The organism is Lentzea nigeriaca (genome assembly GCF_016907955.1).
Taxonomy (GTDB): Bacteria; Actinomycetota; Actinomycetes; order Mycobacteriales; family Pseudonocardiaceae; genus Lentzea; species Lentzea nigeriaca.
This window is the reverse complement of record NZ_JAFBCX010000001.1, coordinates 1168559-1194488: the sequence shown is the minus strand read 5'-3', so window position 1 is coordinate 1194488 and position 25930 is coordinate 1168559. Positions and strand designations below refer to the sequence as shown.

General features: G+C 70.0%; 22 protein-coding genes and 1 pseudogene. 10 read left to right on the top strand and 13 right to left on the bottom strand.

Annotated elements, in window-relative coordinates; all coding sequences use genetic code 11:
- The first annotated feature begins 188 nt into the window (after positions 1-188).
- Both JOD27_RS04785 and JOD27_RS04780 read left to right on the top strand, forming a co-directional pair.
- Positions 189-1187 carry a LacI family DNA-binding transcriptional regulator gene (locus tag JOD27_RS04785; RefSeq protein ID WP_239566319.1) on the top strand — a complete coding sequence of 333 codons (999 nt, stop codon included), beginning with the start codon at positions 189-191 and terminating at the stop codon, positions 1185-1187.
- 118 nt (positions 1188-1305) lie between these two features.
- On the top strand, positions 1306-3390 hold the full coding sequence (locus tag JOD27_RS04780) for a beta-galactosidase (RefSeq protein WP_239566318.1): 2085 nt from the start codon (positions 1306-1308) through the stop codon (positions 3388-3390).
- Positions 3391-3497: 107 nt separating this feature from the next.
- Here JOD27_RS04780 and JOD27_RS04775 read toward each other — a convergent pair whose 3' ends face one another.
- The 3 genes from JOD27_RS04775 to JOD27_RS04765 form a co-directional block, all read right to left on the bottom strand.
- On the bottom strand, positions 3498-4415 hold the full coding sequence (locus tag JOD27_RS04775) for a substrate-binding domain-containing protein (protein WP_204760819.1): 918 nt from the start codon (positions 4413-4415) through the stop codon (positions 3498-3500).
- Positions 4416-4705: 290 nt separating this feature from the next.
- Positions 4706-5620: an alpha/beta hydrolase gene (locus tag JOD27_RS04770; protein WP_204760818.1), complete on the bottom strand. Its 915-nt coding sequence runs from the start codon at positions 5618-5620 to the stop codon at positions 4706-4708.
- Positions 5621-5708: 88 nt separating this feature from the next.
- Entirely contained in the window at positions 5709-6896 is a 1188-nt protein-coding gene (locus JOD27_RS04765; RefSeq protein ID WP_204760817.1) for an MFS transporter, read from the bottom strand.
- A gap of 105 nt (positions 6897-7001) precedes the next feature.
- Here JOD27_RS04765 and JOD27_RS04760 point away from each other — a divergent pair, with 105 nt between their 5' ends.
- Positions 7002-7568 (top strand): DEAD/DEAH box helicase family protein, encoded by a 567-nt coding sequence (locus tag JOD27_RS04760; protein ID WP_204760816.1) that lies wholly within the window; start codon positions 7002-7004, stop codon positions 7566-7568.
- On the opposite strand, the gene JOD27_RS04755 is transcribed toward JOD27_RS04760, so the two are convergent.
- From JOD27_RS04755 to JOD27_RS04740, 4 genes are all read right to left on the bottom strand, one after another.
- On the bottom strand, positions 7531-8487 hold the full coding sequence (locus tag JOD27_RS04755; RefSeq protein WP_204760815.1) for an RNA polymerase subunit sigma-70: 957 nt from the start codon (positions 8485-8487) through the stop codon (positions 7531-7533). The two genes, JOD27_RS04760 and JOD27_RS04755, sit on opposite strands and share 38 nt — an antisense overlap.
- A 492-nt stretch (positions 8488-8979) precedes the next feature.
- Entirely contained in the window at positions 8980-9723 is a 744-nt protein-coding gene (locus JOD27_RS04750; protein WP_204760814.1) for an isocitrate lyase/PEP mutase family protein, read from the bottom strand.
- Positions 9724-9792: 69 nt separating this feature from the next.
- Positions 9793-10305, bottom strand: a complete 513-nt coding sequence (locus JOD27_RS04745; RefSeq protein WP_204760813.1) for a DinB family protein — start codon at positions 10303-10305, stop codon at positions 9793-9795.
- Positions 10306-10326: 21 nt separating this feature from the next.
- Positions 10327-11061, bottom strand: coding sequence for a hypothetical protein (locus JOD27_RS04740; protein ID WP_204760812.1), 735 nt, complete (start codon positions 11059-11061; stop codon positions 10327-10329).
- Between the two features lie 208 nt (positions 11062-11269).
- Between JOD27_RS04740 and JOD27_RS04735 the strand changes: the two genes are divergently transcribed.
- The 3 genes from JOD27_RS04735 to JOD27_RS04725 all read left to right on the top strand — a co-directional run bounded on the left by JOD27_RS04735 (position 11270) and on the right by JOD27_RS04725 (position 14373).
- Complete coding sequence (locus JOD27_RS04735; RefSeq protein ID WP_204760811.1) at positions 11270-11926, top strand: RraA family protein; 657 nt, start codon at positions 11270-11272, stop codon at positions 11924-11926.
- The gene (locus JOD27_RS04730) at positions 11926-12894 is read left to right on the top strand and encodes an Lrp/AsnC family transcriptional regulator (protein ID WP_204760810.1); all 969 of its coding nucleotides are present in this window, start codon (positions 11926-11928) and stop codon (positions 12892-12894) included. The genes JOD27_RS04735 and JOD27_RS04730 overlap by 1 nt, the downstream gene beginning before the upstream one ends.
- 132 nt (positions 12895-13026) lie before the next feature.
- Complete coding sequence (locus JOD27_RS04725; RefSeq protein WP_204760809.1) at positions 13027-14373, top strand: MFS transporter; 1347 nt, start codon at positions 13027-13029, stop codon at positions 14371-14373.
- Between the two features lie 185 nt (positions 14374-14558).
- Here the strand turns inward: JOD27_RS04725 and JOD27_RS04720 are convergent, their stop codons facing one another.
- Genes JOD27_RS04720 through JOD27_RS04700 form a run of 5 tightly spaced genes read right to left on the bottom strand, consistent with a single transcriptional unit; the run spans position 14559 to position 20416 of the window.
- Positions 14559-15719 carry an ABC transporter ATP-binding protein gene (locus JOD27_RS04720; protein ID WP_204760808.1) on the bottom strand — a complete coding sequence of 387 codons (1161 nt, stop codon included), beginning with the start codon at positions 15717-15719 and terminating at the stop codon, positions 14559-14561.
- Entirely contained in the window at positions 15716-16621 is a 906-nt protein-coding gene (locus JOD27_RS04715; RefSeq protein WP_204760807.1) for a carbohydrate ABC transporter permease, read from the bottom strand. The genes JOD27_RS04720 and JOD27_RS04715 overlap by 4 nt, the downstream gene beginning before the upstream one ends.
- Complete coding sequence (locus JOD27_RS04710) at positions 16618-17928, bottom strand: carbohydrate ABC transporter permease (protein WP_204760806.1); 1311 nt, start codon at positions 17926-17928, stop codon at positions 16618-16620. The genes JOD27_RS04715 and JOD27_RS04710 overlap by 4 nt, the downstream gene beginning before the upstream one ends.
- The gene (locus tag JOD27_RS04705) at positions 17925-19214 is read right to left on the bottom strand and encodes an ABC transporter substrate-binding protein (RefSeq protein WP_204760805.1); all 1290 of its coding nucleotides are present in this window, start codon (positions 19212-19214) and stop codon (positions 17925-17927) included. Before JOD27_RS04705 ends, JOD27_RS04710 begins: the two co-directional genes overlap by 4 nt.
- An 8-nt stretch (positions 19215-19222) precedes the next feature.
- Entirely contained in the window at positions 19223-20416 is a 1194-nt protein-coding gene (locus JOD27_RS04700; RefSeq protein WP_204760804.1) for an ABC transporter ATP-binding protein, read from the bottom strand.
- A 133-nt stretch (positions 20417-20549) separates the two neighbouring features.
- Between JOD27_RS04700 and JOD27_RS04695 the strand changes: the two genes are divergently transcribed.
- The 4 genes from JOD27_RS04695 to JOD27_RS04680 all read left to right on the top strand — a co-directional run bounded on the left by JOD27_RS04695 (position 20550) and on the right by JOD27_RS04680 (position 24099).
- Complete coding sequence (locus JOD27_RS04695; RefSeq protein ID WP_189255405.1) at positions 20550-21236, top strand: response regulator transcription factor; 687 nt, start codon at positions 20550-20552, stop codon at positions 21234-21236.
- Complete coding sequence (locus JOD27_RS04690; protein ID WP_204760803.1) at positions 21233-22444, top strand: sensor histidine kinase; 1212 nt, start codon at positions 21233-21235, stop codon at positions 22442-22444. Before JOD27_RS04695 ends, JOD27_RS04690 begins: the two co-directional genes overlap by 4 nt.
- Positions 22445-22512: 68 nt before the next feature.
- The gene (locus tag JOD27_RS04685) at positions 22513-23256 is read left to right on the top strand and encodes a DUF899 family protein (RefSeq protein WP_239566317.1); all 744 of its coding nucleotides are present in this window, start codon (positions 22513-22515) and stop codon (positions 23254-23256) included.
- 21 nt (positions 23257-23277) lie between these two features.
- Complete coding sequence (locus JOD27_RS04680; protein ID WP_204760801.1) at positions 23278-24099, top strand: SCO6745 family protein; 822 nt, start codon at positions 23278-23280, stop codon at positions 24097-24099.
- On the opposite strand, the pseudogene JOD27_RS04675 reads toward JOD27_RS04680, so the two are convergent.
- Positions 24065-25744: pseudogene (locus JOD27_RS04675) on the bottom strand (glycoside hydrolase family 15 protein); the annotation flags it as partial. The gene JOD27_RS04680 and the pseudogene JOD27_RS04675 overlap by 35 nt on opposite strands.
- Positions 25745-25930 lie beyond the last annotated feature (186 nt).

The following is a 25930-nucleotide window of genomic DNA, read 5'->3' as shown; positions in this document are numbered from 1 at the left end:
CCTGCCGGGAAAGCTCGTGACCGAGGGGTGCGCAGGCCATGCGGCCTCCGCACCCCTCACTTCGGGCACTTGACGACGCCCCCTCTCCACCGCACTATGACTGCGCAGTCATACGAGACAGCGCGAGATCGGCGACAAGGTTGGGGGCTGGCATGACGCGACAGATGAGTCCGGGTGGGAGCTCTGCCATGCCGCGCAGCGTCGACGTCGCCCGTCTGGCCGGGGTCTCGCAGAAGACCGTGTCCAGGGTCCTCAACGACGAGCCGTACGTGTCGGCTGACGTCCGCCGCCGCGTGCTGGAAGCCGCCAAAACGCTCGGCTACCGGCTCAACAGCGCCGCACGCGCCCTCGCCTCCGGCCGTACCCGGTCCATCGGCGTGGTCGCGCTCGGCACCGCTCTCCACGGCCCGGCGTCGCTGCTCATCGGGATAGAACGGGCCGCGCGGGACCTCGGTTACGCGTTGCGCGTGGTGACCACGGTGGAAGGCGACCCGAGCGGTGTGGCCGGCGCGGTGAGCTCGCTGCTCGACCAGGGTGTGGACGGCATCGTGATCTCCGAGCCGATCGACGAGGGTCCCGTGCCGATCGAGATCGGCGTACCGGTGCTCGTGCTCGGCGCGCCACCGTCGGTCGCCGCGCCCCGCGTGCTGCGTGCGAGCGTTCGTGCGCACGACATGGCGCGCGCCGCCACCGATCATCTGCTCGACCTCGGCCACAAGACCGTGCACCACGTCGCCGGGCCGCGCAACTGGCACGGCGCCAGGGACCGGCTCGACGGCTGGAGCGCGGCGCTGGCCGGCCGCAAGGCCCCACAGCCACCGGTCCTCGAAGGTGACTGGTCGGCGGACTCCGGGTACGCGGCCGGTCGCGAACTGGCGAAAACCCCTGGTGTCACAGCGGTTTTCGCGGCGAACGACGACATGGCGATCGGTCTGATCCGCGCGTTGGTCGACTCCGGCCGACGCGTGCCGGAGGACGTCAGCGTCGTCGGCTTCGACGACATCCCGATCGCTCCCTACGTCACCCCGCCCCTGACGTCCGTGCGGCAGCCGTTCGACGCGGTGGCCAGGGACGGGCTCAGCCTTCTCGTGCACGCCATCGAAAAACCCGACCAGGCGCCGCCCGCCGCGGCAGGCCATCCGGTCGACCTCGTCGTCCGCGGCTCCACCGCTCCCCCACCCGCGTAGCCACTCGCGGTCGTCCTTCACCAGCGCGGCTCGGCTCGCGTGCCGGTCGCCGCTGCTCGCAGTCCGGTCTGGCCACCGGCGCCGGCAAGGAACGAAAGTCGATTCGGAGGTCCAGCCCATGGCGGTTCTGCCCGCCCGTGTCCTGTTCGGCGCCGCCTACTACCACGAGTACCAGCTGCGCGACCGGCTGAAGGAAGACCTGGATCTGATGGTGGAGGCGCACTTCTCCGTCATCAGGGTCGGCGAGTCGGTCTGGTCGACCTGGGAGCCGGAGAACGGCAGGTTCGACCTCGGCTGGCTGCAGCCGGTGCTCGACGGCGCCCACGAGCGCGGAATCGCGGTGGTCCTCGGGACGCCGACCTACGCGGTGCCGCCGTGGCTCGCCCGGCAGTACCCGGAGATCACCGGCGAACGGGCCACCGGGCAGCGCATCGGCTGGGGCGCGAGGCAGGAGGTCGACTTCACCCATCCCGCGTTCCGCTTCCACGCCGAGCGGGTGATCCGCGCGATCGTGAGCCGGTACGCCCGGCACCCCGCCGTCATCGGGTTCCAGGTGGACAACGAGCCGGGCAACGAGCTCCTGCACAACCACGGCGTGTTCCAGCGGTTCGTCGACCACCTGCGCGAGAAGTACGGCGACGTCGAGACGCTCAACCGCGAGTGGGGCCTGGTCTACTGGTCGCACCGGCTGTCCACCTGGGCGGACCTGTGGACGCCCGACGGCAACTTCCAGCCGCAGTACGACGTCGCGTGGCGGGAGTTCCAGGCCCGGCAGGTGACGGAGTTCATCGGCTGGCAGGCCGACATCGTGCGCGAGTACGCGGGCCCGGACCAGTTCGTCACCACGTGCATCTCCTACACCCGCCCCGCGGTGGCCGACGACGAGCTCAGCGCGCGCCTCGACATCGCCTCCGGCAACCCGTACTACGACATGCAGGACGGCCTGGCGCTTCCGGACCTGACTCCCGACGACTTCGAGCAGAAGTGGAAGACCACCGGCGTGTGGTCGTTGTTCCAGACCGCGGACTGGATGTTCTCCTCGCGCCAGGAACCGTTCCTCGTCACGGAGACCAACGCCGGTGCCATCGGCCACTCGTGGGAGAACCGGCCCGCGTACGACGGCCAGTGGCGGCAGGCGGCGTGGGCGCTCGTGTCGCGGGGCGCGCGCATGATCGAGTACTGGCACTGGCACACGTTGCACTTCGGCGCCGAGACCTACTGGGGCGGAATCCTGCCGCACAACGGCAAACCGGGCCGCACCTACGCGCAGCTCGCCGCACTGGGCGCCGAGTTCGACACCGCGGGCGCGCTGGTGGCCGGGCTCGAACCGGACGCCGACATCACGATGGTCTACTCGACACCCAGCAAGTGGCTCATGCAGAAGTACCCTCCGCTGTCCACTTCGGACGGTGAGCCGGACCCCGCTTCCTACCACCGGATCATCGACCCGTTCTACCGAGGCGCGTTCGACGCGGGCCGACAGGTGCGGCTCGTGCACGCCGCGCAGCTGCACGGCATGACACCGGAAGTGGCGGCCCTGCGGCATCCCGTGCTGATCGCGGCGGCGCTGTACGTGGTGGACGACGCGACGATCGACTGGCTCGAGGCCTATGCGCGCTCGGGCGGTCATCTCGTGCTCGGGCCGCGCACGGCCTACGCCGACCACGAGGCACGGGCCCGCCCGGAGGTCGCGCCCGCCCGGCTGGTCGACGCCGCCGGCGTGTGGTACGACGAGTTCAGCAACCTCCGTGCGCCCATCCCCGTGCGCGGGCCGGCCGAGAACGCCACGGCGACGCACTGGGTCGACGGCCTCACCGCGATCGACGCCGAGGTCGTCGCGGAGTACGACCACCCGCACTTCGGCCGCTGGCCGGCGATCACCACCCGAGCGCACGGCAAGGGACGCGTGACGTGCGTCGGCACGGTGCCCGGCCGTGACCTGGCTCGTGCGCTGGCGGAGTGGCTGACACCGCTCCCGTTGAGCGGATGGCGTGACCTACCGCCATCCGTCACGGCGACGACCGGTACCGCCGCCGACGGACGCCGCGTGCACGTGGTGCACAACTGGAGCTGGAAACCGGTGCGCGTCACGGCGCCCGTGGATCTGACCGACATCCTGGCGGGCGGTACCCTGCCTGCCCACGCCCACCTGGAGCTGGGTGCCTGGGACGTGCGCGTGTTCGCCGCCGTCCCCACAGAGTGAGGAGCAACGGTCGCCTCGTCGCTACGTACGAGGCCAGCAGTGGCGACACGACTGAGTCGGCTGACGGTATGGCGGGGAGGCCTGCGCGCAGGCCCTCCCCGCCGTGGCTACTTCTTGAACTCGGCGACGTTGTCCTTCGTCACGACCTTCACGGGAACGTCCACCACGCGCTGGATCCGCTCGCCGTGCGCCGCCTTCACGGCCTGCTCGATCGCCTTGCGCCCCAGGAGATCGGGTTGCTGGGCGACGGTCGCCGCCATCGTGCCCGCCTCGATCGCCGCGATGGCCTCCCGCGTTCCGTCGAAGCCGACGACGTACACGTCCTTGCCCGCGCGACCACCGAGCGCCGCGATCGCACCGAGCGCCATCTCGTCGTTCTCCGCGAAGACACCCTTGATGCGATTGTTGGTGCGCAACAGGCTCGTCATCACGGTCTGTGCGCGGTCGCGGTTGAAGTCCGCGGTCTGCCGCACCGCGACCTTGATGGCACCGGAGTTCAGCCCCTGCTCGAATCCGGTACCGCGGTCGGCGCTCGCCGACGTGCCCTGAACTCCGCGCAGGTGGACGACGTCACCGGTGGCGGCACGACCGAGCGCGATCGCCGCCAGCGCACCACCCTGGACGTTGTCGGACGCCACTTCCGAGGCGACCTCGTCGCCGCCGATGGTCCGGTCCACGGTCACCAGCGGAATGAGCGCGGTCTTGGCGACGTTCACCGCCGGGGCCGAGCGAACCGAGTCGACCGGGTTGATCACGATCGCGCGCACACCCTGCTCGGCGAGCGTCCGCACCTGCTTGACCTGGGCATCGGCATCGTTGCCCGCGTTGAGGACGATGACGGACGCCCCCAGGTCGGCCGCGGCCTTCTCGATGCCTGCCTTCATCTCCAGGAAGAACGGGTTGTCCAAGGTGGACACGGCGAACCCGATGCGGATCTCCTCACCGGAACCACCCCGAGTCGATCCTTCTGCGCCGCACGCGGCCAGCGCCAGGAGCGAGCACACCGCCAAGCTGGCGAGCTTCACTTTCGTCTTTCCTCTTCTTCGACAGATGGTTTGTTCCGGTCGCGGACGGCCACCGTGACCGAGCCGGTCGGCTCCAGGTCACGCCGGACAATCGGATCAGCCGGATCGGCCGAATTCAGGAATCGAACCAGGTCTGTCTGCGCACCGCGGGCAACTTCCCGTCTCTGCGGAATTAATTCCGCACTTGCCGAGATGATGATCCACTGCCGGTGCCGTCACGACGGGGGCGGCACCGGCAGGGGCTGCGGTGGCTGGGCTGCTCGAACAGCTGACCGTCCTCCTGGGCGGCGCTAGTTCTCGAGGGCGCGGGCCAGGAACTCAAGCGAATCGTCCACTCCGGACAGTGCGGGCGTCCGGTTCAGGTGGCCGTGCGGCATGCCGGTCGCGACGCTCACGCTTGCCGGCACCCCCGACTCCTCCAGCTGGTGGGCGAGCAGCTCACCGGAGGGGCGCAGCTCGTCGAGCTCGCTGAGCACGATCGAGGTGGGAGGCAGCGCGGTCAGGTCCGCGGCGCCCGGCATCGCCTCGGCGGGCAGGTTCGTGAGCCTGCCGACGTAGGTGCGCACCATGTCCTCGATGGACGACGGGTGGAAGCGCATCAGCGGCGGCAGATCACGCACTACGGCCGCGGTCTCGTCGTCCAGCGCCGGAACCGGGAAGTGCACGAACGGATAGGCGAGCAGCAACCGCTGCGGCCGCGCGGAGGTCTGCCGCAACGCCACCGAGAGCGCGATCGCCGCCCCCGCGCTGGCACCGCCGAGAGCACACGAGCCGATGCCGGCGAACTCCCGTTCGACGGCCCACAGCCAGGCAGCCTCCGCGTCGTCGACGGGGATCGGGTACCGCACGCCGTCACGGGCGAGCCGGTAGCCGACCGCGACCACGACGGCACCCGCCCGCGCGGCGAGCTCGCTGGCGACCACGTGGGACTCCGGCATGTCGAGATCGCCGTTCGCGAAGCCCCCGCCGTGCAGCCACACCAGCAGCGTGGCCGGATCGGTCTGCGGGGTGTACACGCGGACGGGGATCTCGCCGTGCGGTCCGTCGATCGTGCGGTCGGCCACGGTGATGTCCGGTGGAACCCAGGGCGCGGGGTCCGCAGCGAACTCCTCCAGGCGCCTGGCGGCGGCGGGGTCGGCGAGGTCCGGCCACGTCAGCCTGCCGAGCAGGTGCAGTTTCGCGGCGAGAAACGGGTCTAGTCGCATCGAAGCCCTTCATCAGCCTTTGATCGCGCCTTCGGACAACCCTTGTACCAGGCGCCGTTGCACGAACAGGCAAACGATCACGAGCGGCCTAACGCGGCACGCTGGCGGTCGACAGCGCTGCCGCCAGCACCCCGATCAGCCCGAGCACGACGAACACCGCCGGGTAGCCGCCGAGCACCGCCGCCAGGGCGCTGCCCGCCCACGGCGCGACGGCGGCGGTGAGCATGACGGGCGCGGTCAGCAGGCCGTTGAGCTGTCCGTAGTGGACGGAGCCCCACCGGTCGGTGATCGCGGTCGCCTGGACCAGCGTGAAGATCCCGCGCGTGACGCCCGCGAGCACCGAGCCCGCGATCAGCAGCAGGGCCGGGCCGGGCACGACGCCCAGCAGGATGGTCACGACCGCGCTGGCCACCAGGATCATCAGGGTGCGGGCGCGCACCGACGTCCGCGCGGACAGTCTGGCGTAGCCGAGCCGACCGAGCACCTGGCCGACCCCGCCCAGCCCGAGCGCGACCGCCGCGGCCGAGGTCGTCATGCCGCGTTCGGTGAGCAGCGGGACGAGGTTGATCACGACGGCGTACACGCTGAACGCCGCCAGGCTCATCGCGACCACGAGCACGAGGAGCGGTCTGCTGCGCGCCACCACGGACGGGGTGTGGGCGGTCTCGTGCTCGATCGCGGGCCACGGCAGCCGCAGACCCCACAGGTGCAGCGGAACGGTGGTGGCGGCGAGGAACCCGGCGAGCACGACGTAGGTGCCGCGCCAGTCCAGATGGTCGTTCAGCACGGCGGTCAGCGGCGCGAACACGGTGCTCGCCAGGCCTCCGATCAACGTGACCGCGGTCAGCGCGGCCACCCGGCGGGCTCCGTACCAGCGGGTCAGCGCGGCGAACGCGGGAGCGTAGAAGACCCCGGCCATCGCGACACCCGCCAGCAGCCACGCGGCGGAGAACCACACCAGCGACCGCGCGGTCGCCAGCGCGAGAAGCGCGAGCACGGCGAGGACCGACCCGATGGTCATGATCAGGCGCGGGCCGTGCCGGTCGAGCAGCCTGCCCACCGGCACTCCCACCAGCCCCGCGACGATCTGGCTCGCGGAGAACCCGGCGGTGATCGCCGCGAACGACCACCCGGTTCGTGTGCTGATCGTCGGCAGCAGCACGGGGAACGCGTAGTAGAGCACGCCCCAGCTGATGATCTCGGTGATACACAGGACGATCAGCACGCGGCGCAGTCCGGCGTCGGTACCGGGCCGCACCGTGGTGTCAGCGTGCATCGGGTGCTCGTCCGCAGGTCTTCATGCCCATCAGGTAAACGTTCGGCTCGGGGATGCCGCAACTCTGTTTCCTGTGCGGTCGCACACTGACTCAAGGGGGTTCGCATGCAGGACGAACGGTTCTCGGTGTTGCTGATCGGCGGCCGGTCCGGCGTCGGGAAGTCGACGGTCGCCTGGGAGATCTCGGCGAAGTTGCAGGAAGCGTCCGTGGCGCACTGCTTCATCGAGGGCGACTTCCTCGACCAGGCCCACCCGGCGCCACCGGACGATCCGAGCCGCACGGAGATGACCAGGAGGAATCTGGCGTCGCTCTGGGCGAACTACGCGGCACTCGGCTACCGGCGGCTCATCTACACCAACACCGTCAGCGTGCTGGAACGCGACCTCGTCGTCGACGCGATGGGCGGAAACGCGGAGGTGGTCGGCGTTCTGCTGACCGCCGCGAACGACATCGCCGACCGGCGGTTGAGCGTGCGGGAGACGGGCAGCCAGTACGAGGCGCACGTGACCCGCGGGACCGCCGCCGCCCAGCACCTGAAGGCGAACGCACCTCCGTGGGTGGTTCGCGTGCCGACCGGCGGCAAGACCGTCGCCGAGGTCGCGAGCGAGGTCATCGCCATCACCGGCTGGCACGTCACGCCGGGAGTCGGGCAGGCAGACCGGCGGCCGTGACCAGGGCGGGGTTCTCGAACTTCGTCGCGCCGGCGAAGCGGCCGTCGACGACGGTGAGCACCCACAGGCATTCGGCTCGCAGCGCGCTGTCGTAGCCGGCCAGGGCGGGCTGGCCGTTGGCGCGGGTCGGCAGCAGCCGGACTTTCCAGCCGGGAGAGGCGAAAACGCGTTCCAGGAAGGGGATGCAGACGTGCACGCCCTTGAACCACACCGGATGCGGCACGGCTTCGAGGCTGAAGTCGTCGTGGATGACGGCGCGGATGGCGGCGGAGTCGCCCGCCTCGAACGCGGTGACGTAGCGGTCGAGCAGGGCGCGCTCGATCTCCAGGTCCGGTGGCTCCGGCCGGAGGCCTGTCAGGTCCAGTTCGTCGAGGCGCCGACGGGCCCGTTGCAGGAGGCTCTTCACGGCGGGGACGCTCACGTCGAGCGTCTCGGCGATCTCGGCGGCGGACCACGAGAGGACCTCGCGCAGCAGCAGCGCCGCGCGTTGCCGCACCGGCAGGTACTGCAGGGCCGCGATCAGCGCGAGCCGCACCGACTCGCGCAGCACGACCGTCTCGCCCGGCTCGTCGTGGTGCAGCACGGCGTCGGGCAGCGGTTCGAGCCAGGCGATGGACTCGTCGGAGTAGACGCGGACGCCGGGGTCCGTCGCCGGTGTGCCGAGGCCGGCGGGGAGCACCCGCCGGCTCCGGTGACTGAGCGCGGTGACACACGTGTTGGTCGCGATGCGGTAGAGCCAGGTCCTGAGCGAGGACCGGCCCTCGAAACCGGCCACGCCGCGCACCGCCCGCAGGTAGGTCTCCTGGACGGCGTCCTCGGCGTCCTGGTAGGAGCCCGTCATGCGGTAGCAGTGCGCGAGCAGTCCGTCGCGCACCAGTTCGAACTCGTCGTGCAGCGGCACGCTGGCCACGGACGTCACGGCACCCTCCTCGTCGTCACCTTCTCATTGGACTCCGGCGACCGGCGAAAGGAATCGCTAGTAGAGCGTCGCGGCTTGGTTGTGCTCCGTTGAGTCGGGCAGGGGCGGTCTGGTGCTCGTCTCCGAAAGCCCGGATGGTCGCGTTCTCATGCACGTCCGCTGCCGAGATGGCGGTAGAGAAATGCTGACGCAAACGTTCGCTGATCACTCCAACTGCTGCCAACCGTGCAGCTGGCAGCCAGGAGAGCGCGATCTTCATGATCGAAACGCGGCTGCCTGCCGGCATCACTCTCACTATCACATCCCAAGAGATAGCTGCGACGCTCTACCAGTGGTGTGGCGCGGAATGGTGCCCGGGGAATTTGCGGTCAGACGGGTGACATCGTGGTGCAGCCCCCACGCCTTCGTACTGGTTGTACGGGGGCGTGGGGGCGGTGCCGCGAGGTGCCCTGCTGAGCGTGAATTACCTCGCCAACGTTCCAAGTCGCACCACTAACTCGCGAGCTTTTCCAGAGCGTCCCGCATGGCGGCCAGACCTCCCCGGTAGAACCGCGGGCCGTAGGACACCCGTGCCACGCCCAGCTCCCGCAACGCGTGCAGGTCCAGCGAGTCGGTGGTGTTGCCGTTGACCGGTCCGTCGGCGACCAGCCGGGTGAGCGTGTCGCGCGTCGAGCCGCCGATCGGGTAAACGCAGTCCGCGCCCGCGTCCCGGTAGAGACGACTGCGCCGCACGGCCTCGCCGAGCCGGTCGGGCTCCGGAATCGGGCTGGACGGCAGGAAGACGTCGATCCTGGCGTTGATGACGATCGGAACCCCGGCGGCGTCGGCGGCCGCGCGCACCCCGGCGAGCCGGTCGGCCTGCGCCGCCGCGTCGACCAGGCCGCCCGCCCGGTGATCGGTGTCCTCCAGGTTGCAGCCGACGGCACCGGCCTCGAGCAACCGGGCCACGAACTCGTCCGGCTCCAGGCCGTAGCCCGCCTCCGCGTCCACCGTCACCGGGACCGGCACGGCGGCGGCTATCCGGGCGGCGGCCGCGAACATCTCCTGCCAGGGCGCGTTTTCGCCGTCACGGTGGCCGAGCGTCTCGGCGACGGCGGCGCTCGAGGTCGCCACGACCGGGAAACCCATCTCGGTGACGAGGTGGGCGCTGGGCTCGTCCCAGGCGTTAGGCAGCACGAGCATCTTGCCGTGGTGGAGGTCGCGCAGCAGCTCGGCGTGTGCTTTCAGGTCGGACACCGACTACCCCTTTTTTCGTGGAACAGCTTCCTGAAACAACAGACTCCGAGCGGCCGCTGAAGGAATCGGTCAGCCCAGCGAAAGCTGGTCGCGGTGGAAGTCGAAGTGCTGCACCGGGAAGCGGTAGAGGTCGGCCACCGTCATGAACTCGCGGAAGAACGGATCCCACCGCGTCGGGTACGGCATGCCCCGTGCCAGACTGCGGTCGTCCTCCCGGTCGAGGCGACGGTGCAGGTCCGCGGCGGTGCGGTCGAACAGGGCGACCATCGCCGCGCGCGGCATGACGCTGCCGCCGAGCCAGGAGCCCGCGAAGTTGACGGTGTCGAAGGGTTTCGTGCCCGCGTTCAGCACCCGCGCCCAGCCTCGGCCCACCCAGTCCGGCAACGCGGCGACGACGCGCGCGAGGGCCAGCAGGGCGCGCATGACGAGGAACCCGAGCAGCATGTGGAACAGCAGCTGCCGATTGGTCCAGAGCGTGCCGTTCGAGCGGCGGCGGAGCTGGTCGTTCGTGGCGCTGTCCAGCAGCGCGCGGAACGTCGCCCGCGTGCGCTCGATGTCGTCGTGAACCGCCTTCCTGTCCACGGCTCCAGTGTGCGCCGTCGGTTAGTCGCGCGCGTTCAACCGGTGGAAAACGGGCCCCAGCACCTCGGTGAGGTCCGCTGCGAGCTGGTTGCGGCGTTCCAGTCCGGAACGACGAGCGGGCAGGGCGACCGCGGGCGTCCAGCCGGTGTCGAACAGGATGACGAACGGGCTCGTGAGCGGGTGGTCCGGCAGCTGCGGCAGAACACCGGCGGCCGCGGCGCGGAACTCGGCGTAGCCGTCCGGGAGCAGATCCACGAACAGCACCAGCCGGTGTGGTGCGACGTGTTCGACGGCCCGGCTCAGCTCCCACAGCAGGCCCTGGCCACCGCCCACGGCCAGCACGACGAGCCGCGCCCGCCGCATCAGGTCGAGGACCGCGGTCTGCCAGGCGTCGTCGGGCAGGTACAGCCGGAGCGCGCCCACCTCCGGCAGGTCCTCGCCGGGGCGGCCGACCGCCACCAGAGCACCCGCTGGACGCAGGGCCACCGCGAGTTGCTCCTCCTGCGTCCTGCCGGAGAGGAAGAACAGGCGGAGCAGGCCGCCCGCGTCCCACAGATGCGTGTGCTGGGTGGCTCGTCGCGCCGCGTCGTCGTCGAAGGTTCTGAGGTAGAGCACGAACGAACCGGACTCGAGCTGGTCGGCGGAGCCGAGGACGTCGGCCAGGTGCCGCCGGGCGCGGACGACCAGGCGTCGGCCGCCGATGAACGTCGCCACGCCCGTCATTCCCACGCCTACCCACAACAGCTTGGTCGGCACGCTCGCTGGCTGCTGTGCCACGCCGTATGCGACAAGACCGCCGAAACCGCCGATCACACACACGAGCCATCCGGCAAACCTGACGACGTGCCCGCGAACCCGTGACTGCACGGTTTCCCTTCTACATCCTCAGTCACCCCAACGGGAACCGCGTGTGCGATCGTTCCTGCTGATCTCCGGCTCGCCGAACACGAGGGAACCAGGCCGAATGAACCACGAACTGCTCCAACGGTTTCTCGCCGTCGACACGACCGCCATCTGCGACGCGGACCGGACCACGAGGGTCATGCACAGCGCGATCCGCGCCCGTTCCGCGACGAGGAGGATCTGCGGGCCCGCGTTCACGGTCCGGTGCCGGGAAGACTTCCTGGCCGTGCTGCGCGCGGTCGAGACGGCCGAGCCCGGTGCCGTGATCGTCGTCGACGGCGGCGCGCGCGAGACCGCTCTGGGCGGCGAGATGTTCGCACGGGCGGCGCTGGTGCGGTCGCTGGGCGGCATCGTCGTGGACGGTGGCTACCGCGACATGGGCTACGTGAAGACCTGCGCGCTTCCCGTCTACAGCCGGTTCGTGACGCCCCGCGCCGGCACCGCGACGCAGCTCGGGGAGCTCCAGGTGCCCGTGACGTGCGGCGGGGTCGTGGTCAACCCCGGCGACCTGGTGCTGGCCGACGACGAAGGCCTCGTCGTGGTCGACCCGCGGCGCGCCGAGTCCCTCCTCGACGCCGCGCTGGCGATCAAGAACGCCGAGCACGGGGTGATCGAGCGGCTCGACAGGAACGAGACGCTGAGTGACGCGTTCAACGTCGCCGACCACGTCGGCGCGCTCGAACGCGGCGAACCGTCCGTGCTGCGCGTGCGTGACTGATGCTGGACCGCATCGACCGGGGACTGATCCACGCGCTGCAGATCGACGCGCGGGCGCCGTTCAGCAAGATCGCCACGACGCTGGACACCTCGCCGCAGACGGTCGCCAGGCACTACCAGCGCCTGCGCGCCCAGGCCGCCCTGCGGGTGGTCGGCCTGCCGAACCCGGAACCGGCGGGGTGGTCGCAGTGGCTGGTGCGGCTGACGGCCAGTCCGCAGACGGCACAACGGCTCGCGGACGCGCTGGTGCGCCGGGAGGACACGGCCTGGGTGAAGCTGGCGTCGGGTGGCACCGAGATCATCACCATCGTCCGATCGGACACCGCGGGTGGCGCGCCTTCGTTGCTGCTGCGGGACGTTCCGCGGATGTCGACCATCTCGTCGGTGTCCGCGCAGTGCCTGCTGCACATGTACGTGGGCGGCCGCATCGGGTGGCGGCGCAGGGCGAGCACGCTGACCGAGGAGCAGCAGTCGTCGCTCGGCGTGGAGCTGCCGGATCCGGAAGAGGCGCCGACCGCGCGGGAAGCGCTCGCCGCCGCGGGCGATCTGGTGGCCGCGCTGCGGCACGACGGCAGGGCGAGCCTCACGCAGCTGGCATCGGCCACCGGGTGGTCACCGCCGACCGTCGCGCGCCGGCTCGCCGACCTGCAGGTCAGCGGGGCGATCTTCTTCGACGTCGAGGTGGATCCGGCGTTCTTCGGCACCATGACCCAGGCGATGCTGTGGATGTCCGTCACGCCCTCGTACCTGCACGACGTGGCGACGGCGCTGTCCGAGCACGTCGAGCTGGCGTTCCTCGCGTCCACCACGGGCCAGGCGAACCTCGTGGCGACCGCGGTGTGCGCGGATCCCGCCGACCTGCACCGATATCTGACGCACGAGCTCGGTGCGCTGGCCGGCATCCTTTCCCTCGAGACGGCGCCCTTGCTGAGGACGCTCAAGACAGCGGGTCCGGCACGACCTTCCTGATCACGGATGAGGGAAATCCACACGCAGAAGGCCTCGCGTGGAAGGAATCCGCAAAGTCCCGGCGTTGGCTGGAACCCACGCCGTCACAGTCCCGACGCTGGTGCCCGAACATCATCAGCGAAGGGATTTTCCATGCAGGAGACCGTTGCGGCGGCCCACCGCCGGCTCGCTCTCAGCGCGTTGCTGACCGCCGAGGCCATGAACCTGGTGGACGCCACCATCGTGCAGGTCGCGGCGCCGGCGATGCACGCGGACCTGGGCGGTCGCGCGTCGGACATCCAGTGGTTCAGCGCCGCGTACACGCTGCCGTTCGCGGTGCTGCTGATCACCGGCGGCAGGCTGGGCGACATCTGGGGGCGCAAACGGGTCTTCACGGCCGGCGTCACCGGTTTCGCGCTCGCGTCGGTGGCCTGTTCGCTCGCGTGGTCGGCGGGAGTGCTGATCACGTTCCGCGCTGTGCAGGGTGCGGCGGCCGCGTTGATCATCCCGCAGGTCATCGGCTTGATCAGGGCGCTGTTCGCCGGTCCCGAGCTGTCCAGGGCGCTGGGCACCATCGGGCCCGTCATGGGACTGTCGGCGGTGCTCGGCCCGGTGCTCGGCGGTGTGCTGACCCACGCGGACCTGTTCGGGTCGTCGTGGAGGTCGGTGTTCCTGGTCAACGTGCCCTTGTCCGTGCTGGTTCTGACGATCGCGCCGAAGCTCGCCGAGGACAGGGCGCCGCGCAGGCCTGGCCTCGATCCCGCGGGAACGCTGCTGGCCGCCATCGGCATCGGGCTGATCATCTACCCGTTGGTCGAGTCGATCCACCTGACGGCGTGGGGCTGGCTGTCCGTCGCCGCGGGTGCGGTCGTCTGCGTTGTTTTCGCGGTGCACCAACGGGTTTCGGCGGCACGCGGCCGGACGTCGCTGGTGGAGGTCAGCCTGTTCACCCGCCGGGTGTTCCCGGCCGCGCTGCTCACGTCCACGTTGTTCTTCTGCGTCACCACCGGGGTGTCGCTGGTGGTCGTGCTGCAGCGGCAGCTGGGTGAGGGCGGTGACGCGCTGGCGGCGGGACTGACGTTGCTGCCCTGGTCGATCGGCCTCGCCGTCTCGTCGTGGATCGCGGGGGCGCATCTCGTGCCGCGGTACGGCATCCGAGTCATGTTCGCCGGGCTGGTGGCGGTGCTGGCCGGGCTGCTGGGAGCGGTCGAAGGCCCTGTGCCGCGGCTCGTCGCGTTGCTCGTCGTCGGCTCGGGGGTCGGCTTGTTCACCTCGTCGTTCTTCACCGCGGCGCTGAACGTGGTGCGCCCGCAGGAGGTCGGCTCAGCCGCCGGTCTGCTCAACGCCGTGCAGCAGCTCGGCGGCACGCTGGGAGTGGCGTTGCTCGGCAGCGTGTACCTCGGTTCAGGCGCCGGCGCGGCGTTCTGGACGGCGGCGACGCTCGTCGTGGCGTGCTTCGCCACCGGCGCGTTGATCCCGGGGACTTCCCTTCCCCGCTGATGGTGGCGCTCGGAACTCGCTGACGCTGCCTGCGGAGGCTCGGGATTTGCGGGTGCGGGCGTTGGCGGAGTGCGACCGGTACGACACGTCCGCGGTGCGGGAGGACGGCGGGCGAGCTGGCTGCGGCGTTGTCCAAGTGAAGGCCGGTTGCGCGACCAGCACAACCGGCCTTCACACCCCCACTTTCAGCGGCGGCGGCCGCGAGGCCCTATCCGCCGCCCATTGGCCAGGTCGAAGAAGTGCAGCTGCTCCAGGCACAGGTGCACGCCCACGTGCTCGCCCCGCACGGGCCGCGCGTCCGGCCGCACCCGCAGCACGAGCTCACCGGTGCGCAGTTCGTGCAGGCCCGTCGGTTCCACGCCCCACGCGCCGACGTCGACCGACACCAGCGTCTCGTGGCCGTGGTGTTCCAGGTGGCGCACCTGGCCCGTGAGCACCGATCCCGACGAGCCGGGTGCGGCGGGGCGCAGCGCCTCGGTTCTCGCGCCCACCGCGATGTCCTCGCCGTCGTAGTGGGCGACGGCACGGGCGCGCATGTCCGGCCACGGCAGGTCGATCACCTGGCCGCCGACGTGCAGGGCGACGTGGCTGTCGGCGACGACCTGCACGAAAGCCTTGAACAGGCTCATCCTGGGGCTGCCGAGGAACGCGGCCACGTGCATGGTCGCGGGGTGCCGGTAGACCTCGTCGGGCAGGCCCTCGTCCTCCAGGACACCGTTGCGCAGCACCGCGATCCGGTCGGCCATCGTCTGCGCTTCGATCTGGTCGTGCGTCACGTACAACACCGTCAGACCCAGCGAACGCGCCAGGCCGACGATCTCCGCTCGCAGACCGGAACGCAGCACGGCGTCCAAATTGGACAGAGGCTCGTCCATCAGCAGCACGCGGGGGCCGCGCACGATCGCCCGTGCCATGGCCGCGCGCTGTCGTTGTCCGCCGGACAACTCCGCAGGACGACGTTCCAGCAGGTCCCCGATACCGAACGCGTCCGCCACCTCGGCGATCCGCTCGGTGCGCTCCGGACGGGGACAACCGCTGACGTCCAGCGGGAAACCGATGTTGTCCCCCACGGTCAGGTGCGGGTACAACGCGAAGTCCTGGAACACCATCGACACGCCGCGCGAGCGGGCGGGCACGTCGTCCGCGGGGGTGCCGTCGAGGACGACCTGGCCGCGGGTCGGGCGTTGCAGGCCCGCGACCATGCGCAGAATGCTCGACTTGCCGCAGCCGGACGGGCCGAGCAGCACGACGAACTCGCCGTCGGCCACGGAGAGGCTGACGTCCTTCACGGCGACCGTGCCGCCGGGGTAGACGAGGCTCACGTCCCGCAGCGCGACGGCGGTCATTTCGTCGACCCTGCCAGTACGCCCTGAACGAAGTACTTCTGGAACACCAGGAACACCGCGAGCGGCACGATCATCGAGAGGAACGCGCCCGTGGCGAGCAGGTCGATGTTGGTGCCGAACTGGCGCAGCTGGGCCCGCAGCGCCACGGTGATCGGCGCCGAGTCCTGGTCCGCGAACACCAGCGCCACCAGCATGTCGTTCCACACCCAGAGGAACTGGAAGATCGTCAGCGAGGCGATCGCCGGCTTGGCCACCGGCAGCACCACCCGTTTGAAGATCACCCACTCCGTCGCGCCGTCCATCCGCGCGGCCTCGATCAGGTCGCGCGGGATGCCGGTGAAGAAGTTGCGCAGCAAGAAGATGGCGAACGGCAGACCGAACGCGACGTGGAACAGCACCACGCCGGTGATCGTGCCGAAGAGCCCGAACGTGCCGAACAGCTTGGCGACCGGGATCAGCGCCACCTGGATCGGCATCACCAGCAGCCCGACCACCACGACCGTGAGCGTCTCGCGGCCGGGGAACTCGATCCACGACAGCGCGTACGACGCCAGCGACGCCATCACGACGACCAGAACCGTTGCGGGAACGGCGATGTAGAAGGTGTTGAGGAACGACTGCCACACCGCCTGGTTCGCCACGAGGTCCGCGTAGTTGTCCAGGGTCAGCTCCGAGGGTTTGGTGAACACGGTCCACCAGCCGCTCGCGGTGTTGGCCGACTCGTCGCGCAACGACGCGATCAGCAGGCCGAACACCGGAACCAGCCAGAACAGCGCCACCAGCGCGAGCAGCAGTTGCACGAACCCGTTGCCGAGGCGGGACACGAGCCGGGACACCACGCCCCGTTTCGGAGCGCCGGACACGGGCACCTCGATGCGGACCTCTTCTGCCACCAGGGTCACGACCGCTCCCGTCGGAATCTGCGGATGTTGAACAGCATCGCCGGGGCGACCAGCAGGAACAGGATCACCGCGAGCGCACTGCCGGCACCCTGGTCGCCGCCCGTGCCGAACGACACCTGCCACATCTGCAGGGCCAGCACGTTCGCCTCGGACTGCACCGAGCCCGGCGCGATGACGAACACCAGCTCGAAGATCTTCAGCACGTTGATCACCAGCGTCACGAAGACCACCAGCAACACCGGCGACAGCAACGGGATCGTGACGCGGCGGAACACCTGCCACTCCGTCGCACCGTCGACCCGCGCGGCCTCCAGCGCGTCACGGGGAATCGCGGAGAGCCCGGCGGCGATGAACGTGATCGCGAACCCGGTCATGATCCAGATCCAGGACGAGATGATCACCGGCGTGATGAGCGACGGGCCGAGCCACGTCAGGCCGCGGAACGGCAGCGCGAAGTTCGACTCAGGCAGCCGCACCACGACCTCGTCCGAGGCCAGGTCCGGGAACGTGAACCTGCCGTCGTCACCGGTGGTGGTGCGGGCCACGACCTTGCCGTCCCGCACCGCTTCCAGCTGGATTCCCGGCAGGCCGCGCTCGATCGGGTCGACCTTGCCCGCCTTGCCGCCGACCGACACGTCGAGCCAGACCAAGCCGCGCAGTTCGCCGTTGCCGGAGGTCGGCTGCGACGCGGGGAGCGCCTGGGCGGGCACGTCCTGCGGCGGAAAACCAACCAGCGGCACCATGATCGTGTCGCCGGCCCGCGAAGGGGCGGTGGCCACGTAGCCCGCATCCGTCGGGGTGTAACCATCACGCGGCCGCGCCTTGGGATACGCCGACGACGGGCTGAACAGGTCGTGCACCCCGACCAGAGCGGCGTTGACCACGCCTTGGTCCGGTTCTTCCTCGTAGACGAGCCGGAAGATGATGCCCGACGCGAACAGGGAGATCGCCATCGGCATGAACAGCACCAGCCGGAACGCCGTCGCCCACTTGATGCGCTCGGTGAGCACGGCGAGGACGAGACCGATGCCGGTGACGGCCGCCGGAGCGACCACCACCCAGATCACGTTGTTGCGGAACGCGGTGAGCGTGCGCTGGTCGGTGAACGTGTCGACGTAGTTGCGCAGGCCGACGAACTCGTCACCGCTCGCGTCGAAGAAGCTGCGGATCAGCGAGAACACCAACGGGTACAGCACGAGCGCCGCGAGCACGACCAGTGCGGGGAGCAGGAACGGGATCGCCTGCCGGGGCGAGCGCCCCGGCGCGGCGTCCACGCTCGAACTGAGCCCGAATTTCCTGGGTTTCATTTGCCGTAGGCCTTCGCCGCGTTGGCCTCGAGCCGCTGCATGATGCCGTCGACGTTCTTCGGGTCGGCGAGGAAGTCCTGCAGGTCCTTCCACTCCCCCGCGCCCTTCGTGCCGCCGAACGCGGCAGGCGCCAGGTCGGACATGTCGAACCGCACGTTGTCGCCCGCGTCGACGATCCGCTTGGCGAGGTCCTGCGTCACGTCGTCGGGGTACGCCGACTCCTTGATGTCCTTGTTGGGCGAGAGGAAGCCACCGAGACCGGCCCAGATCTCCCCGGACTCCGGCGAGGCGAGGAACTTCATCAGCTCGGTCGTCGCCTTGTCGTCCTTGAACTGCACGGCCATGTCACCACCGGCGACCACGGCCTCCTTGCTGCCCGCGACCGACGGGAAGGGGAAGAACTTGGCGTCCTGGCCGACCTTCGCCTTGGTGTTCGTGGTGATCACGCTCGCCACGAAGTCGGCCTCGAAGACCATCGCGGCGGTGGACGGGTCGCCGAACACGTTGATCACGGACTTGGGGAACTCGGTCTGCAGCGCGCCGCCGCCGACCAGCGTGGGGTCGCCCCAGAGCTTCGCCAGTTCCTCCAACGCCTTGCGCACGCTCGGGTCGGTCCACGGGATCTCGTGCTTCGCGAGCTTGTCGTAGTTCTCCGGGCCCGCGGTGCGCAGGTAGACGTTCTCGAACCAGTCGGTGAGCGTCCAGCCGTCCGCACCGCCGACCGACACGGCCGCGAGACCCGTTTCGGCGATGGCCTTGCTGGTCTTGATCAGGTCGTCCCACGTCGCCGGCGGCGTCGCGCCGACCTGCTTGAACGCCTTCTCGCTGTACCAGAACGCGGACTTGTTGGCGGTCTTGAAGGTGAAGCCGTAGAGCTTGCCGTCGACGCTGCCGAGCTGCTTCCACACGGCCGCGTTGTGCTTGGTGACGGCCTTCTCGACGTCCGCGTTCACGGGCTTCAACGCGTTGGCCCGCGCGAACTGGGCGACGAGGCCGGGCTGGGCGATGAGCGCGACGCCCGGCGGTGTGCCGCCCGAGATTCTGGTCTGCAGCACGGTCGGGAGCTCGTCACCGGCCGGTGTGTACTTGACCTCGGCGCCGGTCTTGCTCGTGAACGCCGCCAGCACCTTCTCGAAGTTCTTCTGCTCGTCACCCGTCCACGGGCCGACGATCTCGACGGTCTGGCCCTTGAGGTCCTCCGCGCCGATTCCCGCGGCACCTCCCGAGCACGCGGCCGAACCTGCGACCGCGGCGAACGCGAGCAACGCGATGAACTGCTTCCTCATTGAAGCTCCTACCTCCAGATCGAGGACCCGGTCGACGGGTCGAAGAAGTGCAGCCGGGACGTGTCCACCCAGGCGGCGACGGGTTGTCCTTCGTAGATGCGGGTGCGCGGGCTGAACCGTCCAACCAGGACGGTTCCCTTGCCGGCGGTCTTCGGGAGGTCGTCGGTGCCGGCGTCCCGCGCCAGCTCACGGGTGTCGTCGGTGACCACGGGCGGGACGTCGACCGGGAAGTGCACGAGGACGTCCGAGCCCATCGCTTCGACCAGGTCGGCCACGGAGTGCAGGATCTGGCCTTCGCGAGCGTCGGCGAGCGCGGTGTCCTCCATGTCCTCGGGCCTGATGCCGACCACGACCTCGCGGCCGACGTACTGCCGCAACGCGGGCCGTTGCCGCAGCACGGACTCCGGCAGCAGCAGGGCGTCCGAGTTGAGCGACACCCAGAACCTGCCGTCGTTCTCGTCGAGCCGCGCGGTCACGAGGTTCATGCCCGGCGAGCCGATGAACCCGGCGACGAACAGGTTCACCGGACGGTCGTAGAGCTCCTGCGGCGGCCCGACCTGCTGCAGGACACCGCGTCTCATCACGGCGACGCGGTCGCCGAGGGTCATGGCCTCGGTCTGGTCGTGCGTCACGTAGACGGTCGTCACGCCGATCTCGCGCTGGATCCGCGCGATCTGCGCCCGCATCTGCACGCGCAGCTTGGCGTCCAGATTGGACAGCGGCTCGTCCATCAGGAACGCCTGGGGCGCCCGCACGATCGCACGGCCCATCGCGACGCGCTGCCGCTGGCCGCCGGAGAGGTTGCGGGGCTTGCGGTCGAGGTGCTCGGTCAGTTCGAGGACCTCGGCCACCTCGCGGACCCGGTGGTCGATCTCGGACTTCGCGAGCTTGCGCAACGTCAGGCCGAAGGCGATGTTGTCGTACACGTTCAGGTGCGGGTAGAGCGCGTACGACTGGAACACCATCGCCACATCGCGGTCACGCGACGGCACGTCGTTGACGACCTGCTCGCCGATGCGAATCGTGCCCTCGGTGATCTGCTCGAGCCCGGCGATCATCCGCAGCGCCGTCGTCTTGCCGCAGCCCGACGGGCCGACGAGCACCAGGAACTCACCGTCGCGGATCTCGAGGTTCAGGTCGGTGACCGCACGGGTGCCGTCGCCGTACGCCTTGCCCAGACCCGTCAGAACGACTTCTGCCACGCCAACTCCCTGGTTCGGTGTGACTGCAGACGGTAGGGCCGTCCGCCCTAAGGGAGATTTAAGGACGAAACACGATCTCGATAAGCTCGAAACACCTCTCCCAATCGGCGGGTTCGCTGCTTACGCTGCGTGTATGTCGAAGGTGCTGGTGGTCGAGGACGACCCGGTGGTGCAGGCGGCGCTCGTGCACGCGCTGACCGACCTCGGGCACGTCGTGCAGGCCGTCGGCACCGCCGTCGCGGCTCTCCGGGAGGCCGGGACGAACGAGCTCGACCTGGTGATTCTCGACCTCGGGCTGCCCGATCTGGACGGCGTCGCGGCCCTGCGGATGCTGCGCGGGGTGTCGAACGTGCCGGTCATCGTGGCCACGGCGCGCGGGGCGGAGAACTCGGTCGTGAGCACGTTGAACGCCGGGGCCGACGACTACATCGTGAAACCGTTCTCGTCCGAACACCTGGCGGCGCGGATCAACGCGCTGCTGCGCCGGACGGGTGGTTCTTCGGTCGCGCCCTCGGAGGTCGTGGTCCTCGGTGATCTCTCGGTCGACCTCGCCCAGCGGATCGCCACGCTCGGTGACTGTCCGCTCGCGTTGAGCAGGCGGGAGTTCGACCTGCTGGCCTATCTCGCGCAACGGCCGGGGCGGGTGATCTCGCGGCGGGAGCTCATCCAGGCCGTGTGGGGACATCCGTACGTCGGCGACGACAAGACGATCGACGTCCACGCGTCGTGGTTGCGGCGCAAGCTGGGTGAGACGGCGGCGCATCCTCGTTACCTGCACACGGTCCGCGGCGTCGGGTTCAAGCTGGCAGCGCCGGAATGAGATCGGTCGTCACCCGCGCGCTGCTCGTCGCGGCGGGGCTGGTGACGGTGGTGTTCCTTGCCACCGCTGGGTTTCTGGTGTTCTCCCGGGCTTCCGCCGAGGTCGCCGCCGCTGATCAGCGCGACGCGGCGGTGGTGGCCGCCGTGCTCGCGGTCTCGTCCGACCCCGACGACGTCCGGGGAACGATCGCGCGCACTGCCGCCGGGGCTGAGGGACGGCTTTCGGTGGTGCTCGCCGACGGGACTCGGCTCGGTGCGGGCGGTGGCTCTCCGGTGACTTCCGCTGGCGGGGCCGTGGTGTCGGTCGTGCCCGGTTCGGTGCGGTTTCCGTTCGAGGTGTTCCTGGTCGCCGGTGTCGCTCTGGTGACGCTGGGAGCGGCGGTGCTGTTGGGACACAGGCCTTTCACGCCGGTGATCAGGGCCTTGCGCGTGCTCGCCTCGTCCGGCGGACGGCGCGTGCGGCTGCGCGGGCCACAGGAGCTGGAGGCGCTGGCCGCGTCGATCAACGAGGCGTCCGAGCGGACCTCGCAGTTGCTGGCCAAGGAACGCGAGATGATCGCGGACGTGTCGCACCGCCTGCGCACCCCGTTGGCCGCGCTGAGACTGGACGCCGACGCGGTGGGATCCGGGCCCGTCGCCGACCGGATTCGCAGCGCAGTCAGCACGTTGGGCCATGACGTGGACCGGATCATCCAGGCGTTGCAGCCCGCCGAGGGTGAGCTGTCGAGCACGTGCGACGTGGCATCGGTGGTCGAGGCGCGGATGGCCTTCTGGTCCGCGCACGCCGCCAACCAGGGTCGGGTGTGCGAGATCGACGTCGGCGAGCCCGCCTGGGTCCCGTTGTCCCCCGACGCGCTGGGCGCCGTGGTGGACGCGTTGCTGGAGAACGTCTTCCGGCACACGCCCGCCGCCGCGCCGGTCGGGGTGTCGGTCGTGCGGCACGCCGGATGGGTGACGCTGGTGGTCGAGGACGGCGGCACCGGCGTTGCGGATCCGTCGTCGGCGTTGCACCGCGGCAGCAGCGGCGACGGGTCGACCGGGCTCGGGCTGGACATCGCCCGTGCGGCCGCCGAGGCCACCGGCGGGACGATCCACCTCGAACGCGGACGGCTGGGCGGGGCACGGGTGCGCCTGAGATTCGGAGAGGCCAACAGCCACCACTCGCCGGCCAGCCCGCGTGCCTGGAGGTTGTGGCGCGGTCATCCGTGATGTCGAAACGGCGGAATCAGCTTCGACCCCTCTGGGTAAGCGGTACGGACTTGCTTGGAGGACAGCCAATGAAACCGCCCGTTGTCGACTTCGCCACCTGGGAAGCCGCCAGGGAAGAGCTGCTGGTCCGCGAGAAGGCGCACACGCGCGAAGGCGATGCCATCGCCGCAGCTCGCCGCCGGTTGCCGATGGTGGAGGTGGACGGGAAGGCGCTCGTCACCGGGGCGAACGGCCCGGTGCCGTTCGTCTCGTTGTTCGAAGGCCGCGACGAGCTCGTGGTCTACCAGCACATGTGGTGGGACGGCGCGCCGCACCAAGGCCAGTGCGAGGGCTGCACCTGGGTGCCAGTGCACCTCACGAACCCCGCCTATCTCCACGCGCGCGGTGTCTCGTTCGCCATCCTCACCGTGGGCGCGTGGGACGAGGTGAAGCCGTTCGTCGAGTTCATGGGCTACCCGCAGCCCTGGTACTCGGTGCGGGACGTGCCCGCGCCGATCGGTGGCGACATGGGCTACTTCTCGTGCTTCCTGCGTGACGGCGACCGCGTGTTCCTCACGTACCGGACGACCGGCCGCGGCACCGAGCGGTTCAGCGGCACGTTCGCGTTGCTCGACATGACGCCCTACGGCCGCGGCGAGAAGTGGGAGGACAAGCCGGAGGGCTGGCCGGAGGGCCGTGACGCCTGCTGGTACTGGCGGACCGACGCGGAGGGCAAACCGACCTGGGGACCGACGAGTCGGCCCGCGGCGCAGTGGGGCAGGAAGGGCGCGGGGCCGGTGGAGACGCTCGGCAGGGACGGCCACTGCCACTGATCCATCGGCATGATGGTGGCCATGACTCACATCGCTCGGCGCCTGCACGAGCTCCTGGAGCCGATCTGCCTGGTCACCTTCTTCGCCGACGAGTGCAACGACGAGCTGACCGCGCTCGGCCACCGCACCTACTGGGACGGCTACTTCGCGAGCCGCGCCGCTCCGTTGGGGCGGGTGCCGGCGGAGGTCGTGCACGCGGCCTTCTACAACTTCGCGGAAGGGGAGGCCGCGCGGCACATCCCGAGCGCGTGGGAGACGATCCCGCCAGAGGCGTCCGTCGCCGCACGGGAACGGGGCAGCGCGGCCTCTCTCCGGCGGATCCTCGGCGACGACGGCTCCCCCGGCCTGGTGCGCGCGGCCGACCTGACCACGAAGGCCGCGACGAGCGCACCCACCGAGGGCCGGGTGATGTACGCGGGGATGCGCACGCTGCCGGTGCCGGGCGACCCGGTCGCCCGGCTCTGGCACTCCGCGACCATGCTGCGCGAGCACCGCGGTGACGGGCACATCGCCGCCCTTGTCGGCGCACGCATCGGCGGCACGGAGGCCCACGTGCTTTCCGCGCTGGCGCAGGGCATCCACCCGCCGGAGTCGTTCGGGCGCATCCACCACCTGCCGAAGAGACGGCTGGCCGCGGTCATGGCCGGCCTGCGCGAGCGGGGACTCGTCGACGCCGACGGGTGGTTCACCGACGCGGGCCGCGAGACGCAGCAACGCATCGAAGCCCTCACCGACGACCTCGCCGCCGCGCCGTACGAGTCCCTCTCTCCCGCCGAGCTCGACGAACTGATCACCGAGCTCGAACCCATCAGCGCGAAGCTGGCGGCCGCGGGGTCGCGGTGACGTCCAGCAGCCGCGCGCACCGGATCAAACCGAGGTGCGAGTAGGCCTGCGGGTGGTTGCCCAGTGATCGTTCGGCAACCGGGTCGTACTCCTCGGGCAACAGCCCGGTCGGCCCGGTCAGCCGCACGAAGCTCTCGAACAGCTCCTCGGCGTCGGCCCGGCGCCCGACCTTCAGGTACGCCTCGATCAGCCACGTCGTGCACAGGTGGAACCCGCCCTCGTCACCGGGGAGGCCGTCGTTGCGCAGATACCGGTAGACGGTCGGCCCGCTGCGCAACGTCTCCTCGACCGCGACGACCGTGGCCTGGAAGCGTTCGTCGGACGGGTCGAGGAGGCCGGAGAGACCCACGTGCAGCGAGGCTGCGTCGAGATCGGTGCCGTCGTAGGCGGTGGTGAACGCGCCGACATCCGGGTTCCAGCCGTTCTGCAGGACATCGGCGGCGATCTTGTCGCGCAGCACGAGCCAGTCCGGGTCGAGCGGACGGTCGAAGCGCGACGCCAGGGCGATGGCGCGGTCGAGGGTCTGCCAGCACATCACGCGGGAGTAGACGCGATGGCGCGGCACGTGGCGTTCTTCCCAGATGCCGTGGTCCGGCTCGGACCAGCGCACCGCCACGGCGCGCACCATCGCGGTGACGACGTCCCACTCGCGGCCGGCCAGCGAGCCGCGTGCCAGTGCCAGGTCGTGGACGAGGTCGGTGATCGGGCCGAAGACGTCCAGCTGTACCTGCTGGTCGGCGAGGTTGCCGACACGCACGGGACCGGAGCCCGCGTAGCCGGGGAGGCTGTCGATCACCGTCTCCGGGCCGAGCGCGGTGCCGTGCACGGTGTAGAGCGGGTTCAGCGACTCCGGGCCGGAGACCGTTTCCAGCACGCCGTGCAACCAGTCCAGAAACGCTTCGGCCTCGGCGGTGGATCCCAGTGACACCAGCGCCTGCACGGTCAGGGCGGCGTCGCGCAACCAGCAGTAGCGGTAGTCCCAGTTGCGGACACCGCCGATCTGCTCGGGCAACGACGTGGTCGCGGCGGCCAGCACGGCGCCGGTGTCGCGGTGGCACAGAGCGCGCAACGTGAGTGCGGATCTTCGCACCAGAGCGGGCTCGGTCGCGGGCAGCCGCAGCTCCGCCGACCAGTCCAGCCAGTCGGTGTCCACTTCGGACGGTCCGCCGAGCTCCAGTTCCAGCACGAAGGGCGGGATGATCACAGCGGTGGCCGTGCCGTCGCTGATCTCCCAGTCCACACCTGGGGATCGCAGCACGATCGAGGTTCCCGCGACCTTGACACCGTCGGCGACGCGCTCCAGGACCACGGGCGCGCGGCCGAAGTCGGGGCGTGGCGCGAACTCCACGACCGCGGGCACCCGTCCCTCGACGGTTCGCACCAGGTTCGCCGCGAGATGGTCGGTGACCTGAAGACCGGTCCAGCGGGTCTGGACGGTCATCGTGCCGGGTACGTACCGTTGGCCGAGCGGCAGCTGATCCTTCTGCGGCCGCACCGAGAAGTGGCCGGAGCCGCCGAGCAGCGCGGCGAACAACGCCGGTGAGTCCGGCGAGGGGTGGCACAGCCAGGTCACGTCCGCGCCGGGCGTGACAAGGGCGAGGGCACGGCGGTCGGAGAGCAGGCTGTGCCGTTCGATCGGCACGGCCACGCGCACCGGCAACTCGGTCAGGAAGTCCGTCACGACAGCGAAAGTAGGAACGCGACAGGGCCATCCGGCCTGAGTTGGTCAAGACTTAGGCCCGGCCTAAAGGTTTCTTATTACATCAGGTTCGGATGCGTGGATTGTTCGCGTTGGGTCATCTCGATAGGGTCCGCATATCAGTGGTGGGCA